Source organism: Rahnella aceris, from assembly GCF_011684115.1.
GTDB classification, from domain to species: Bacteria; Pseudomonadota; Gammaproteobacteria; order Enterobacterales; family Enterobacteriaceae; genus Rahnella; species Rahnella aceris.
On the sequence record NZ_JAADJV010000001.1, the window covers coordinates 2,195,316 to 2,209,601 of the forward strand.

Here is a 14,286-nt window from a genome sequence, read left to right on the forward strand (position 1 = left end):
ATATCTCTTATATGAGAATGTCGCAAGTTAAAAAAGTGTAACCAAAAGGATTTTCCAAGTTGTACAGAAATAATAAAGTTGTACAACTTTACGATGTGGCGCTAGAGTTAGCTTATAAGTGGTATGAATATTTGGATGGAAATATGTCTCTGTACAGCATCGGTGAAGTCGCCCGAATTTGTGGTATCAACCCGGTCACGTTGCGTGCCTGGCAGCGGCGTTATGGCCTGCTGAAGCCACAGCGCACAGAGGGTGGCCATCGTCTGTTTAATGATGATGATCTCGACACCATCCGCACCATTCTGGGCTGGATCAATCGCGGTATTCCGGTTGGTCAGGTGAAATCTTTGCTGGAAGGTAAAGTGGACGTGCTACCCGGTGGCTGGTCGCAGTCAGAACATCAGCTGCTGACCGCCTTACAGGATGGCCGCCCGCAAAAAGTTCGTCAGTTGATGCTGGAGTTCGGTCGTGAATACCCGGCGGTAACATTTGTGAATAACGTGCTTCGCCCCCTGCGTGAGCGCCTGAGTTCCGGCGATTCACGACTGCTGATGCTGCGCAGCCAGCTTGACGGTCTGATCATTGAACACGCGGTGATGTGCATGAACGCCGCCCGTAAGCGTCCCGGACCGGCTGCCACGCTGATCGGCTGGGGGAACACAGACAGCACCGAGTTGTGGCTTGAGGCCATTGTGCGGTGCGAAGAAGGTTTGCAGGTCGAAATATTGCCGGTTCCTCTCAGCGAGCCGTATCTGGAAAACCTGAGCGGCTCGCAAATTCTGTTGTGGTCCGAAGGCAAGCTGACGCAGGTTCAGCGCCAGCGGCTGCAGAACTGGATGGCGCAGGGTTTGTCGATCATCCTGCTGGGCAGCTCAGCTATCCTGCTCGGTGCAGAAGAAACAGACGCTAAGGAAGATGAGCTCAGCGCCTCCCCCGATGACCATGATCATCGCGCCAGCCTTCGTATTGAGCCTGTTCGTCGGGAAGGAAAAAATGATGCTTAAACATGCTTCTGAACACGCAACCCCGGCCGACGTTCTGACACGGCTGTGCGAATTTTACCGTCACCTTGATATCAGCCGCCTGCCGCAGCTTTCCCTTATTTATCATCCGAATGTGGTGTTTATCGATCCGGTTTCACATTACGACGGCGTGGATGCGCTGGAACACTATTTTGCGCAGTTGCTTGAGAAAACGAATTACTGCCGCTTTGAGATCCAGCCTCCACTTATTCAGGGTGACGAAGTGTCGCTGTTCTGGCGGATGGAATTCTCACACCCGGCGTTGAAAAAAGGTCAGGCAATGTTTCTTGATGGCACAAGCCATCTGCGCCTGAATGAAAACCTTATTATCTATCAGCGCGATTATTACGATCTCGGTGCCATGTTGTACGAGCACATTCCGGTGCTCGGCGGTGTCGTGCGCGCCGTCAAAGCCAGGTTGAAATAATGGGGCGCGTACTGATTACCGGTGCCAGTTCTGGCATTGGCAAACAACTGGCACTGGATTATGCCAGCGGAGGCTGGGAGGTCATTGCCTGCGGGCGAGATGGCGCAAAGCTGACGGCCGTCGCCGCCACCAGCCCGCTGATCATCCCGCTGTGTTTTGATATCACCGATTTACAGGCTACCCGTGAAGCATTGCAGGGCAGGCAGGCCGATTTAGTGATTCTTTGCGCGGGCACCTGCGAATATCTCGACAACGGCGTCGTCGATGCCGAAAAAGTCATGCGGGTGATGAACACCAATTTTTCCGGCCCGGTCAATTGCCTCGACGCCCTGCTCCCCGGCTTAGCGCCCGGCAGCCGGATAGCGCTGGTGGGTTCCGTCGCCTGGCTGCTGCCGTTTTCACGCAGTGAAGCCTATGGGGCATCCAAAGCCGCGCTGGCCTTTTTTGCCCGCTCTCTGGCGGTTGATCTGGCGAAACGTCAGATTCACATTTCGCTGATTCAGCCGGGTTTTGTCGAAACACCACTGACATCGCGCAATGACTTCCCGATGCCGATGATGGTGAGCGTCGCCCAGGCGTCGAAGCACATTCGTAAAAAACTGGCGCGCGGTGCGAGTGAAATCGCCTTCCCTCCGCTTTTTGCCCGTTTACTCAAGGTGCTCTCCTTGCTGCCCGTCAGTTTGCAACAATGGTTATGCCGGAAAATGGTGAAATAAAATGACAACAAAAGTGGCGATTGTAGGCAGCGGAATTTCAGGGCTGAGCTGTGCCTGGCTGCTGGCAAAAAGTCAGCCCGGCTGTGAGATTACCGTCTTTGAAGCGTCTGAAACCTTAGGCGGACATACTGCCACGCAGGATGTGATTTCCGACGGAAAAGAATACGCCATCGATACCGGTTTTATTGTCTATAACTCCCGGACATACCCGCATTTTATTGCCCTGCTCAAAGAACTGGGCATTGAAGGACAGCCGACGGAAATGAGTTTTTCCGTACGCAATCCGGTTAATAAACTCGAATACAACGGCCACTCGCTGAACAGCCTGTTTGCCCAGCGCCGCAACCTGCTCAAACCGCAATTCTGGCGCTTTATTCTCGAGATCCTGCGGTTTAACAAACTGTGCAAGGCGCGCCTGCTGAATCCGCACAATGACGAAGATACGCTGGCTGACTTGCTCGATCAAAACGGTTTCACCCCGTTTTTCGCCCTGCATTATGTGCTGCCGATGGGGGCGGCCATCTGGTCTTCTTCGCTGAGCGATATGGCGAATTTCCCCCTGTCGATGTTCCTGCGCTTTTTCGATAATCACGGATTACTGGACGTCAGCAACCGCCCGCAATGGATGGTGGTCCCCGGCGGTTCACGGGAATATATCCGCCGGATGCAGGAAAAACTGCCGGCCCGCGTCAGGCTGCTGACCAGCGCACCGGTCAGTAAAGTCGTCCGCACACCCTGCGGTGTGACGCTGCATTCCCCGCATGGCGAGGCGCATTTTGATCAGATTATTTTCGCCTGCCATTCCGATCAGGTGCTGACCATTCTGGGTGACAACGCCACTGCTGATGAGCAAAGCATTCTCACTGCCCTGCCTTATCAGAGCAACGACGTCATTTTGCATACCGATACCCACCTGCTGCCTCGCGAAAAACGCGCCTGGGCGAGCTGGAATTATCAGTTGCCGAACGCGCTGAATCTGGCGGACCACGCGGATATACGCGACAGCAATCCTTCGCACTGCCGCCGCGCCAGCGTGACCTATAACATGAATATTTTGCAGGGGCTGAATACGCCGCAGACATTTTGCGTGTCACTCAATCCACTGACGCCGATTGATGAAAACAAAGTCCTGTTCCGCACCACGTATATGCACCCGGTTCTCAATCTGGGCAGCCGCCACGCACAGCAGGAACGCCACCGGATCAACGGCCACAACCGCACCTGGTTCTGCGGTGCGTACTGGTACAACGGCTTTCACGAGGACGGTGTCAACAGTGCGCGTGACGTGGTGGAACAACTCAATCTGCAACTTTTCAGTGCGCAGCAACAGAATGAGCAGGAAAAACGGGAGGCGTCATGAACAGCCAGTTGTATGTCGGCACGGTGCGCCATCGGCGGTTTACGCCGGTTGAACACCGATTCGACTACGATATTTTCATGCCGCTGATTGACCTTGATGAACTGGACCAGTTACCTGCACAAGGTATCCAGCTCGACCGGTTTTCCGCCGCCAGTTTTCGCCGCAAAGATTATCTCGGCGGCGGTGATATCAAAACCAAAGCGCAGGCGAGAATCGAAGCGCTGACCGGCGAACGCCCGGACGGGCGGGTGATGTTGTTATGTCAGTTGTGTTATTTCGGCTGTTATTTCAATCCGGTGAATTTTTACTATCTTTATGATCAGCATGGTGTTTTGCGCTGGATGCTGGCCGAGGTGCGCAATACCCCCTGGAACGAACGTCACACTTACGCCGTTCTGCCTGACGGTTCACAACCGGTGCCGAAAGCCTTTCATGTGTCGCCCTTTAATCCGATGGACATGGTCTATCACTGGCGGCTGACACCCCCTGGAAAGCAGTTACACATCACTATCGAAAATCACCGTAAAGAACGGGAATTCGATGCAGCCCTTTCACTGACAGCCCGTCCGCTGACCCGCGCGGCGTTGCGTCAGCAATTGTGGCGGCTGCCTGTCATGACCGCTAAAACCGCACTGACTATCTACTGGCAGGCACTGAAACTGTGGCTGAAACGGGCGCCCATTTATTCTCATCCTCCCGTTGATAAGGACTGACCATGAGCCAACCTGAAATGCAACTCGCCCGTGAAGGGACGAATAACAGGCGCAGCAAAGCGGCGCGCGCGCTCATCCTTAGCGTCCTGAAGCAGCTCAAAGGCGCGGGCCTGACGCTGCGTGAACCCGGTGAGCAGGCGATATTTTTTGGCGATCCGACGGCTATCTTGCAGGGTGAAATTGACATTCTGCATCAGCGCGCTTACCGGCGTGTCTTACTGGGCGGCAGCGTCGCAGCGGGTGAGAGTTTTATTGATGGCGACTGGACCACGCCTAATCTGACCGTCGTGCTGCAACTGCTGGCCGAGAACCTGAAGCTGGTCGATAAAATCGAGGCACGCCTCAGCTGGCTCAGCACACCGGCCAAAAAAGTCATTCATTTTTTCCGCCGCAACAGTCCGTCGCAGGCGCGTAAAAATATCTCGGCGCATTACGATCTGGGCAACGATTTTTATCAGGGTTTTCTCGATGAGAAGATGCTGTATTCCTCCGCCTGGTATCAGGAGCCACAGATGACGCTGGAACAGGCGCAGGAAGCCAAAATGCGCCGCCTGTGTGAACAGCTGCAATTAAAAGCGGGCGATCATCTGCTGGAAATCGGCACCGGCTGGGGCGCGATGGCCGAATTTGCCGCGCGCGAATATGGCTGTCAGGTCACTACCACCACCATTTCCCGCGAGCAATATCGCTTTGCCTGTGAGCGGATTGAAAAAGCCGGGCTGAGTGACCGCGTGACGGTGCTGTTCGAAGACTATCGTTCGCTGCAGGGGCAGTTCGACAAACTGGTGTCGATAGAGATGATTGAAGCAGTCGGCAAACGCTATCTCTCCACCTTTTTCAAACGCTGCAATGCGCTGCTCAAACCGCACGGGCGTATGGCAATTCAGGCAATCACCATCGCCGACCAGCGTTATGCCGCCTACAGCCGTAACGTCGATTTTATTCAGTGCTACGTTTTTCCCGGCGGTTTTCTGCCCTCAATTACCGCCATGAATGACACCATGACCCGCTGCACCAGTCTGGTGGTGCGTGATCTGTTCGATATCGGTTCCGATTACGCCCGCACCCTTCATGAATGGCGTGAGCGGGTGCAGCGCTACTGGAATGCACAGACTGACGGCGTGCAGGACGAATATTTCCGCCGTCTGTGGCTGTTTTATCTGTGCTACTGCGAGGCAGGTTTTCGTGCACGCACCATCAGCACCGTGCAGTTGGTCGCCGAGCGACGCGGATGAAAACCTTGCGCTTCTGGCTGCTGACACTGGGTTTTGATGCCTGGTGGACGCTGGCCGTCTGGGGGCGCGGACGGTTTATCCTCTTCCTGCTTTTAAGCAGTTTTCTGATGCTGGCGTTTACACCATCAAAACGCCGGTTGTGGGTCGCCACTGCCTGTACGCTGGGCATCATGATGGACTCGCTGTGGTGCATTTTGGGTCTGTTTGAATTTAGCGATTCTTCCGCCGTACCGCCGTGGATGATGGCGTTATGGCTGGGCTTCAGCGCCTGGTGGCTGTGGTTACTCGGCTATTTACGGCTGACATGGTACTGGCTGATGCCTGTCGGCGCGGTCAGCGGCCCGCTGGCCTATTACCTCGGCATGCAGCTCGGTGCCATGCAACTTCTCGCCGCACCGGTTTATGTCTGGCTTCTGCTGGCGGCGGGCTGGGCGATATTCTTACCGCTGATCAGCCTGCCGGTGCTGCTCAGCCATGACACAGAGCGGAAAACCTGATGATGCGCGCATTTCTGGCCGTACTTTCGCTGATGATTTCTTTCTCTGCCTTTGCAGCCACGCCGTGGAACCAATGGCAACAGGTCGGGCGTGCCACGCTGAGCTGGGGGCCTTTTGAGGTTTATCATTCGCAACTGCTGACGCCCGACGGTAAGTATCAGGCCGGAAAATGGCCGCAGGCGCTGAAGATTGAGTATCTGCGCAGCATTGATCATCAGGAGCTGACCAAAGCAACAGAAGAGCAATGGCAGGCACTGGGATTGCTGGCACAGGCACAGAAAAATGGCTGGCTGGAGGCGGTACAAAACACCTGGCCGGATGTCAGCAACGGCAGCGAAATCATGTTTGTCGCCACTGAAAATGGCGGCCAGTTTTACAGCCAGCCCGCAAACAGCGTGCTGAGCACACCGGTCGGTCAGCCTTTCAGCCCGGCATTCCGCGATGCCTTTCTGGCGATCTGGCTCTCGCCCGCCACGCAATATCCTGATTTACGCAGCAAGCTGACCGGCGCATCCGCGTCCGATTAATGGCATCTTATGGAGGTTTTATGACTGTTCTGCGCAAGATTTTTGTCACGCTGATCCTCGGCGGAATGCTGTTACTCACCGGCTGTAAAGCCAATATTCAGGATTACGCACAAGCGCAACCGAAGCTGGATATTTTCACCTGGTTTGCCGGTGACAGCGTGGCCTACGGCATGGTGCAGGATTACAGCAACAAACAGACCCGGCGCTTCACCGTGAAAATCCGCGGTGATGTGGCGGGCGATACGCTGACGTTGCATGAAGACTTTGTGTATGACGACGGCGAGAAACAGACCCGCGTCTGGCGGATCCGCAAACTGGCAGACGGCAGCTATACCGGCACGGCGGGCGACATTATCGGCACCGCCACCGGGCAATCCGCAGGCAATGCCTTTAACTGGAAATACGTGATGGACGTAAAATCAGGCGGCAGCACCTACCGGCTGACGTTCGATGACTGGATTTATCAGCAGGACGAACAGCACCTGTTTAACGTCACCGCGCTGAAAAAATTCGGCGTGGAAGTGGCGCGGGTGACGATTTTCTTTGAGAAAAAATAGGCTTAACCCGGTCTGATCCCTCCCCTGCGAAGGGGAGGAGCAAAACAAAATCAGCTTTCACATTTGCGAAAAGGAAGCGGTTTAAACCTTCACTTCTTTAATCACCGTCTTCTTACGCCCGAATACAAATTTCCCCAGCGTCACCAGCAGCACCGCGCAGAGGATCACGCCCAACGCCACCCATTCGACCGGAGACAAGGATTCACCGGCGAAGCCGATGCCGAGCAACACCGCCACAATCGGGTTCACATAGGCATAACTGGTGGCCACGGCGGGACGCACAGTTTTCAGCAGAAACATATAGGCGCTGATGGCAATCATCGAGCCAAATACCACCAGATAACCGAGCGCCAGAAAACCGCTCAGCGAAGGCGTCGCGGTCATGTGTTCCCCGGTGACACGACTTGCCACCAGCAACACCACACCGGCGATAATCATTTCCGCCGCACCCGCCATCAGGCCGGTTGGCAGCGGCAAGCGAGAACTCCACACCGAACCGAATGCCCAGCTTAGTGAGGCGAGCAGGATCAGCGCCGCGCCCCACGGGTTCCCTTCCAGATTACTGCCGGTATTAAGCAGCACAATCCCGAACAGGCCGATGGCGACACCGGTCCATTCCAGGCGGCTGTTGGGCATTCCCCACAGGCGGCTGAAACACAGGGTAAATAGCGGCACGGTGGCGACCATTACGGCGGCAATGCCCGACGGCACCTGCATATGTTCCGCCACCGTCACCAGCCCGTTACCGACAGAGAGCAGCAAAATACCTACGGCACCGGCGGCCATCCACTGCTTCAACGTCGGGACTTTATGCCCGCGCAGCAATAAAAACGTGAACAAAATACATCCGGCGACGAAGAAACGCAGCCCGGCCATCATCAGCGGTGGCCAGCTTTCCACGCCCACGCGGATCACGAAATAGGTCGAACCCCAGATAAAATACAGCGCAAACAGTGCAGCAATTAATGGCAGCAGGGAACGGGTGGCGGAACCAGTCATAGGAATAACTTATTAGCGTGATAATGAAGGCAAACAGTTAACGCTATTGCCCTGATTTCCGGCAAGGGAATCCGTGCGATCGCGTCAAAATGTTGCTAAAAAGTTCCTGTATATGACAAAAAATGCGCTGGCATCACCGTTAAAAGTAATCACAGCATGAATAGTCTGTTGCAGGGGTGAGGAAACGATTTATAATTCGCCGTTCAAAATCCTGAGGTACTGCACATGAATTCGCTAGGCAAAAAATTATTTATCGCGCTGTTTGGTCTGATGGCGATTGGCGCAATTGGTGGCGTGATGGTTGCCGGTTATGCGGTGGTGATTCAGGACGACGCGAAACCGGTCAGCGATAACGACGCCCCTTCCGTGGTGCCTGCGCCGCCGTCTGCGTCAACGAACTGATTCGTCCACTGACCGCTGCTGCCAGCGTTGTAACCCTTGGCTCCAGCGTTCAAACAGCATATCTACGCAAATCGCCAGCAACGCGACAATTACCGCCCCCTGCAATACATAGGCGGTATTAAAACCGCTCAGGCCGATGATAATCGGCGAGCCGAGGCTTAACGTGCCGACCGACGAGGCAATCGCCGCCGTCCCGATATTGATAATCACTGACGTGCGGATGCCGGAAATAATCACCGGCGCGGCCAGCGGAATTTCCACTTTCCGCAGCATCTGCCAGCGGCTCATCCCCACGCCCTGCGCAATCTCCCGCGCCGACGCCGGTACCGATTCAATCCCGGCAATCGTCCCCTGCAGGATCGGCAGCAACCCGTAAAGCACCAGCGCAATAATCGCCGGTTTTTCACTGAATCCCATCACCGGCACCGCGACTGCCAGTACCGCAACCGGCGGAAACGTCTGTCCCATCGCCACCAGCGTTTCCACCAGTGAACGGAATTCTTTGCCCGCCGGACGTGTTACGCCCACCCCCGCCGCTACGCCGATAATCACCGCAATCAGGCTGGAAATGCCGACCAGCAACAGATGGGCTTCCACCAGCGCGGCAAAGCTTTCCTGCTGATACACCGGCCTGCTGAGTTCAGGGAACATCCAGTGGAACAGCCCGCCGAGCGAGGTCATACCGAAAATCAGCGCCAGCAATAAAGCGAATAACCAAATCAGAGGATCTGCAAATACCCGTTTCATGCGCTGCCCTCCGGTGCGGTCAGATCCGCAAAATGCAGCACGCCGAGCGGTTGCCCTTGTTCATCCACCACCGGTAACTGCTGAGCCTGCTGCGCGACAAATTTTGACAGCGCCTGACTGAGGCTCATGGTATCGGTCAGCGGTAACTGGTTGCCGGAATACGACTCGCCGCGCCGCATCAGCGAACCCACTTCGCGCAGCGACAACAAGCGGATCCCCATCTCGCTGCCACCGAAGAAATCACGCACAAACGGCGTCGCCGGTCGGGTCAGCAATTCCAGCGGCGTCCCCTGCTGCACCACTTGTCCGTCATTGAGCAGTACGATGCGGTCGGCCAGCGCCAGCGCTTCGTCGATGTCATGCGTCACCAGTACGATGGTGCGGTGAGTGATTTTATGGATGCGCGCCACTTCTTCCTGCAACGTCGCGCGGGTCACCGGATCGAGCGCGCCGAAAGGTTCATCCATCAGCAATACTTCCGGGTCAGAAGCCAGCGCCCGTGCCACACCGACGCGCTGCTGTTGTCCGCCGGAAAGCTGATGCGGATAACGATGACGGAACTGTTTCGGATCGAGATTGAGGAGTTCGAGCAGTTCAGTCACGCGGTCACGGATTTTCGCCTTCGGCCATTTCAGTAATTGCGGCACGGTGGCGATATTCTCCTCCACCGTCCAGTGCGGGAACAGGCCAATGGACTGGATCGCATAACCCATCCGGCGGCGCAGATCCTGCGCACGGAATTTTTCTATCGGTTCACCGGCAAATAAAATCTCCCCGCGATCGTGCTCCACCAGCCGGTTGATCATTTTGAGCGTGGTGGATTTCCCCGAACCGGAGGTGCCGATCAGCACCGTGAATTCGCCTTTGGCCATTTCCAGCGTGAGATCGCGCACGACCGCTTTTCCGGCAAAGTGTTTGCTAACCTGCTTGAAATGAATCATCTGCGTGTGGTTTCCAGAATTGAGACTGCAAATTTAAAGACGCTGTCGACAACAACGGCCATCAGCACCGCCGGGATCACCCCGAGCAAGACCAGATCCAGCGCACTACTGAGCAGACCCTGGAACATGATGGCCCCCAGTCCGCCCGCGCCAATCAGCGCCGCAACCATCGCCATACCGACCGTTTGCACCGCAACAATGCGCACACCTGTCAGGATAACCGGCAAGGCAATCGGCATCTGCACGCGGAAAAACACCTGCGCACGGTTCATACCCATGCCGCGGGCAGATTCGATCACCGATTCCGGCACCGACTCCAGCCCGGCAATCACCCCGCGCACCAGCGGCAACAGCGAATACAGCACCAGCGCGATAATCGCCGGTGCCAGCCCGATGCCACTGATGCCGTGTTCAGCCAGCCACGGCAGCGCTTTTGCCAGCCCCGCCAGCGGTGCGAGCAGCAGGCCAAACAGCGCAATCGACGGCACGGTCTGAATAATATTCAGCACCGACAATACCGGCCCGCGCCAGCGGGGTTTACGGTGACACAGCAACCCGACCGGCAGACCGATCAGCACCGCAGGCACCAGCGTGCCAAACAAAATGCCGAGATGCTGCCACAGCGCATCGTTGAACACGTCGGAACGGTTGTCGTATTCCTTGAGCAGCGAAAGTTCGGCAAGCTGACCGTACGCCAGCAGCAAAACCACCGGCACGATCATCTGCACGTTGAGCAAAATACGCAGGCTGTGATTACGGGTAAAACGGGAAATGGCGTCGGAGGCGATCAGCAGACAAAGCGCCGCACCTGCCCAGAAACCGCCGCCGAGCGAGGTGCGCGCGATACTGTCTTCATCGCCCCCCGCAAGTTGCACCGCGCTGTGACCGGCCAGCCAGACCAGCACGGCCAGCAGGATTTCCGCCAGCAGCATCACCAGCAAATGATGGCGACCATAAAGGGTCAGAAAGGCGCAGGCCAGCAGCAAAACGGCAGGCAACAGGAGTAACGCAGAATAGCCATGCAGCAGGCTCGCCAGTGAAATACCTTTACCGGATACCAGCCGGTTGGGCGCATGGCTGACAAAAGCCAGCCCGAAACCGGCCAGCAACAGCAGCAAAACCAGCGTCAGCAGGACGCGGTTTTTAACGGGTGAGTGATAAGTCAAAACATTACCTGATATCAGAGAGCACGATCCGAAGATCGTGCTCAGGGCGGTCACTGCCCGGTTATTTTTTAACGAAACCTTTTTCCTGCAAGTACTTCGCCGCCACCTTCTTCGCATCCTGACCATCAACCGCGATTTTCGCGTTCAGCCCCTGGAGCGTTTTGGTATCAAGCGAAGCAAACACCGGTTTGAGCAATTCAGGAATGTTCGGATGCGCTTTCAGCGCGGCCTCGCGGATGACAGGCGCAGGCGCGTAAATCGGCTGTACGCCTTTCGGATCTTCCAGCGTTTGCAGGCCGAGCGCGGCGACCGGGCCGTCAGTGCCGTAAGCCATTGCCGCATTGACGCCGGAAGTCTGCTCAGCGGCCGCTTTGATGGTCACCGCCGTATCACCGCCCGCCAGAGACAACAGTTGCGCCTGATTAAGCTTGAAGCCATAGGCATTCTCAAACGCCGGTAAGGCATCCGGACGCTCGATAAACTCGGCTGACGCCGCCAGTTTGAAATCGCCGCCGCTGCTGATGTATTTGCCCAAATCACCCAGCGATTTCAGGTTGTGCGCACTCGCGACGTCCTGACGTACCGCGATAGTCCAGGTGTTATTGGCCGGAGACGGATTCAGCCAGACAATTTTGTTCTGGTCGTAATCCAGCTTTTTGACTTTATCGAAACCGGCCTGCGCATTTTTCCACGCCGGGTCTTTATCGTCGGAGAAGAAGAACGCGCCGTTGCCGGTGTATTCCGGATAGATATCGATTTCACCGGAGGTGATTGCGCCACGCACCACTTTCGTCGTTCCCAGCTGTAATTTATTGGTAGTGTGAATACCGTTGGCTTCCAGCACCTGAATAATAATGTTACCGAGCAGCGACCCTTCGGTATCAATTTTTGAGCCGACACGCACGGCATCATCAGCGGCCTGTGCGCTGAAACTTAACACGGAAGCCAGCGCCAGTGCTGCCACTGAAAATCCCCGTACTCGCCCAGTTGTTACAGTCATGTTCTATCCTCTTATCGGGTTATGTTGGTTTTTGTCGCCCGGCGACTGCTCTGTCTTTCGGCTTTCATCTGAATAAACAAGCTGCTAACAAGAATAGTCCAATTTCGCGCAGGGAAACGGAGAGTGAGCCATAAAAGCAGGCGGCGGAAGCGGAGTAAAATGCATAAATGTTCGAAGCTTATCCGCTAAATCACTGAGACAAGACAGGCTGTTTCCCCCGAAGAAGATGTTCACCGCTGCCTTTTAGATCACTTTGTTTTAACTTATAGCCATTTGTTTTCACGCAACGTCTAATCAGGACTTGTGACCGGCATCACCTCGCCTCTATGCTGGTTTTTTTGTCAAAAAGCGTAAACACAACAATGTCTGATTCAATTGCGGCCTCTCAGACCGCCTCTTCAGGGGATTACAGCGCAGATTCTGCGTCTGACCAGCCGGTGGTGATTCGCTCCGCTGCCGATATTACTCAGTTAGTGAACCGCGGCGCAGCGAAAATCAGCGACGCACGCATCGTGATTGCTATCGCTCTCGGCGGCGTTTTCCTCGACGCTTATGATCTCGGTGCGCTGGCTTTCGGAATGAAAGATATCACCCGCCAGTTTGGGCTGACGCCTTCCGGCGCGGGCTTTGTGGCCTCGGCGATCACTTTCGGGGCGATTGTCGGCGCATTGTTCGGCGGCTATCTGACCGACAAAATCGGCCGTTACCGCGTCTTTATGGCTGATATGTTCTTCTTCGTGATTGCCGCGCTGGCCTGCGCCTTTGCACCGAATGAATGGGTGCTCGGCGGGTCGCGCTTCGTGATGGGATTAGGCGTCGGCATCGATTTACCGGTGGCGATGGCGTTTCTTGCGGAGTTCTCAAAACTTCAGGGGCGCGGCAATAAAGCCTCGCGCGTGGCAATGTGGTGCCCGACGTGGTACGCGGCGATCAGCGTCTCGTATCTGCTGGTTCTGCTGCTTTACGCAGTACTGCCTGCCACGCACACCGACTGGTTGTGGCGTCTGATCCTCGGCTTCGGCGCGGTGCCTGCGATTCTGATTATCGCTATCCGTCACCGTTATATGAATGAATCGCCGGTCTGGGCGGCCAATCAGGGCGACCTGCAAAGCGCGGCGGCGATCCTGAGAAAGTCTTACAACATCAATGCGGTAGTGGCTGAAGATGCGGACAAAACACCGCAGGTGAAAGTGCGCAAAGCCGCATGGCGTAACTACGGCACGCTGTTGCAGGGCATTTATCTGCGGCGCACCGTGCTGGCGACCGTGACGGCGGTGGCCTCGTCATTTGCCTATAATGCGGTGGCATTCGGGTTACCGGTGATTTTATCCAGCTTCCTGCAACAATCGATGATCAGCACCATTCTGTTCTCGCTCGGCCTGAACCTGTGCTTCGCCTTCGTCGGTGGTCTGATTGCGGTACGGTATGTGTCGAAATTTGGTGCATGGAAAATGACCTACGCCGGTTACGCCTGCCAGCTGGTGGCGATGATCGGTCTGGCACTGGTCGGCCGCCCGGCAGACGGTGGCGAAGCGGCGATTTCCATCGCCATGCTGGCGTTATTCCTGTTCGGTCAGGGCTTCGGCCCGGGATCGCACACCATGACATTTGCGTCACTGAGCTACCCGACATCACTGCGCGGCATAGGTGTCGGCTTCAACCAGACGCTGATGCGCGCCAGCTCTACCCTTTCACTGTTCCTGTTTCCGGTGCTTTCCGCCGCACTCGGCACCGGCGTGTTCTGGGTGATCGCCTTAGCGCCACTGGCAGGCTTAATCGTACTGACAGCGGTACGCTGGGAACCGTCGGGATATGATGTTGATGCTGAGGATTTTCAGCAGGAAATTAAACCGGTTTAGGTTTTTACCTTGCTCCTCCCCCGCGAAGGAGAGGATTTTCTTGCTCCTCCCCCTGCGAAGGGGGAGGCTGGGAGGGGGTTTAGCAGACAACTCAGTTGCCATTAATACCCCACCCCAA

15 protein-coding genes and 1 pseudogene are annotated in these 14,286 nt (G+C 55.9%); 11 read left to right on the top strand and 5 right to left on the bottom strand.

Annotated features, from left to right (window positions below; translation table 11 throughout):
* Positions 1–143 precede the first annotated feature (143 nt).
* From GW591_RS09975 to GW591_RS10015, 9 genes are read left to right on the top strand one after another with little or no spacing between them, the layout of a single operon-like run.
* Entirely contained in the window at positions 144–1,004 is an 861-nt protein-coding gene (locus GW591_RS09975; RefSeq protein WP_126125044.1) for a MerR family transcriptional regulator, read from the top strand.
* Complete coding sequence (locus GW591_RS09980) at positions 994–1,449, top strand: nuclear transport factor 2 family protein (protein WP_225444895.1); 456 nt, start codon at positions 994–996, stop codon at positions 1,447–1,449. The genes GW591_RS09975 and GW591_RS09980 overlap by 11 nt, the downstream gene beginning before the upstream one ends.
* Positions 1,449–2,165 (top strand): SDR family NAD(P)-dependent oxidoreductase, encoded by a 717-nt coding sequence (locus GW591_RS09985; RefSeq protein WP_013576327.1) that lies wholly within the window; start codon positions 1,449–1,451, stop codon positions 2,163–2,165. The genes GW591_RS09980 and GW591_RS09985 overlap by 1 nt, the downstream gene beginning before the upstream one ends.
* A gap of 1 nt (position 2,166) precedes the next feature.
* A complete protein-coding gene (locus tag GW591_RS09990; RefSeq protein ID WP_166860524.1) occupies positions 2,167–3,525 on the top strand; it encodes an NAD(P)/FAD-dependent oxidoreductase in 1,359 nt (452 codons plus the stop codon).
* Complete coding sequence (locus GW591_RS09995; RefSeq protein WP_013576329.1) at positions 3,522–4,238, top strand: DUF1365 domain-containing protein; 717 nt, start codon at positions 3,522–3,524, stop codon at positions 4,236–4,238. The genes GW591_RS09990 and GW591_RS09995 overlap by 4 nt, the downstream gene beginning before the upstream one ends.
* Positions 4,239–4,240: 2 nt before the next feature.
* Positions 4,241–5,473, top strand: coding sequence for an SAM-dependent methyltransferase (locus tag GW591_RS10000; RefSeq protein WP_013576330.1), 1,233 nt, complete (start codon positions 4,241–4,243; stop codon positions 5,471–5,473).
* The gene (locus tag GW591_RS10005; RefSeq protein ID WP_013576331.1) at positions 5,470–5,970 is read left to right on the top strand and encodes a DUF2878 domain-containing protein; all 501 of its coding nucleotides are present in this window, start codon (positions 5,470–5,472) and stop codon (positions 5,968–5,970) included. Before GW591_RS10000 ends, GW591_RS10005 begins: the two co-directional genes overlap by 4 nt.
* Positions 5,970–6,497, top strand: a complete 528-nt coding sequence (locus GW591_RS10010; RefSeq protein WP_037037204.1) for a hypothetical protein — start codon at positions 5,970–5,972, stop codon at positions 6,495–6,497. The genes GW591_RS10005 and GW591_RS10010 overlap by 1 nt, the downstream gene beginning before the upstream one ends.
* A 20-nt stretch (positions 6,498–6,517) precedes the next feature.
* Positions 6,518–7,054, top strand: coding sequence for a DUF3833 domain-containing protein (locus GW591_RS10015; RefSeq protein WP_166860526.1), 537 nt, complete (start codon positions 6,518–6,520; stop codon positions 7,052–7,054).
* 81 nt (positions 7,055–7,135) lie between these two features.
* Here the strand turns inward: GW591_RS10015 and yedA are convergent, their stop codons facing one another.
* Positions 7,136–8,053 (bottom strand): drug/metabolite exporter YedA, encoded by a 918-nt coding sequence (yedA, locus tag GW591_RS10020; protein ID WP_112198500.1) that lies wholly within the window; start codon positions 8,051–8,053, stop codon positions 7,136–7,138.
* Between the two features lie 225 nt (positions 8,054–8,278).
* Between yedA and GW591_RS24215 the strand changes: the two are divergent.
* A pseudogene (locus GW591_RS24215) lies at positions 8,279–8,380 on the top strand (hypothetical protein); the annotation flags it as partial.
* A 63-nt stretch (positions 8,381–8,443) separates the two neighbouring features.
* Here the strand turns inward: GW591_RS24215 and GW591_RS10030 are convergent.
* The 4 genes from GW591_RS10030 to osmF form a co-directional block, all read right to left on the bottom strand.
* Entirely contained in the window at positions 8,444–9,202 is a 759-nt protein-coding gene (locus GW591_RS10030) for an ABC transporter permease (protein ID WP_013576336.1), read from the bottom strand.
* Positions 9,199–10,143: an ABC transporter ATP-binding protein gene (locus GW591_RS10035; RefSeq protein ID WP_126125046.1), complete on the bottom strand. Its 945-nt coding sequence runs from the start codon at positions 10,141–10,143 to the stop codon at positions 9,199–9,201. The genes GW591_RS10030 and GW591_RS10035 overlap by 4 nt, the downstream gene beginning before the upstream one ends.
* A complete protein-coding gene (locus GW591_RS10040) occupies positions 10,140–11,309 on the bottom strand; it encodes an ABC transporter permease (RefSeq protein WP_037037194.1) in 1,170 nt (389 codons plus the stop codon). The genes GW591_RS10035 and GW591_RS10040 overlap by 4 nt, the downstream gene beginning before the upstream one ends.
* 61 nt (positions 11,310–11,370) lie before the next feature.
* Complete coding sequence (gene osmF / locus GW591_RS10045; RefSeq protein ID WP_126125047.1) at positions 11,371–12,309, bottom strand: glycine betaine ABC transporter substrate-binding protein OsmF; 939 nt, start codon at positions 12,307–12,309, stop codon at positions 11,371–11,373.
* Between the two features lie 362 nt (positions 12,310–12,671).
* Between osmF and GW591_RS10050 the strand changes: the two genes are divergently transcribed.
* Positions 12,672–14,168 (top strand): MFS transporter, encoded by a 1,497-nt coding sequence (locus GW591_RS10050; protein ID WP_126125048.1) that lies wholly within the window; start codon positions 12,672–12,674, stop codon positions 14,166–14,168.
* Positions 14,169–14,286 lie beyond the last annotated feature (118 nt).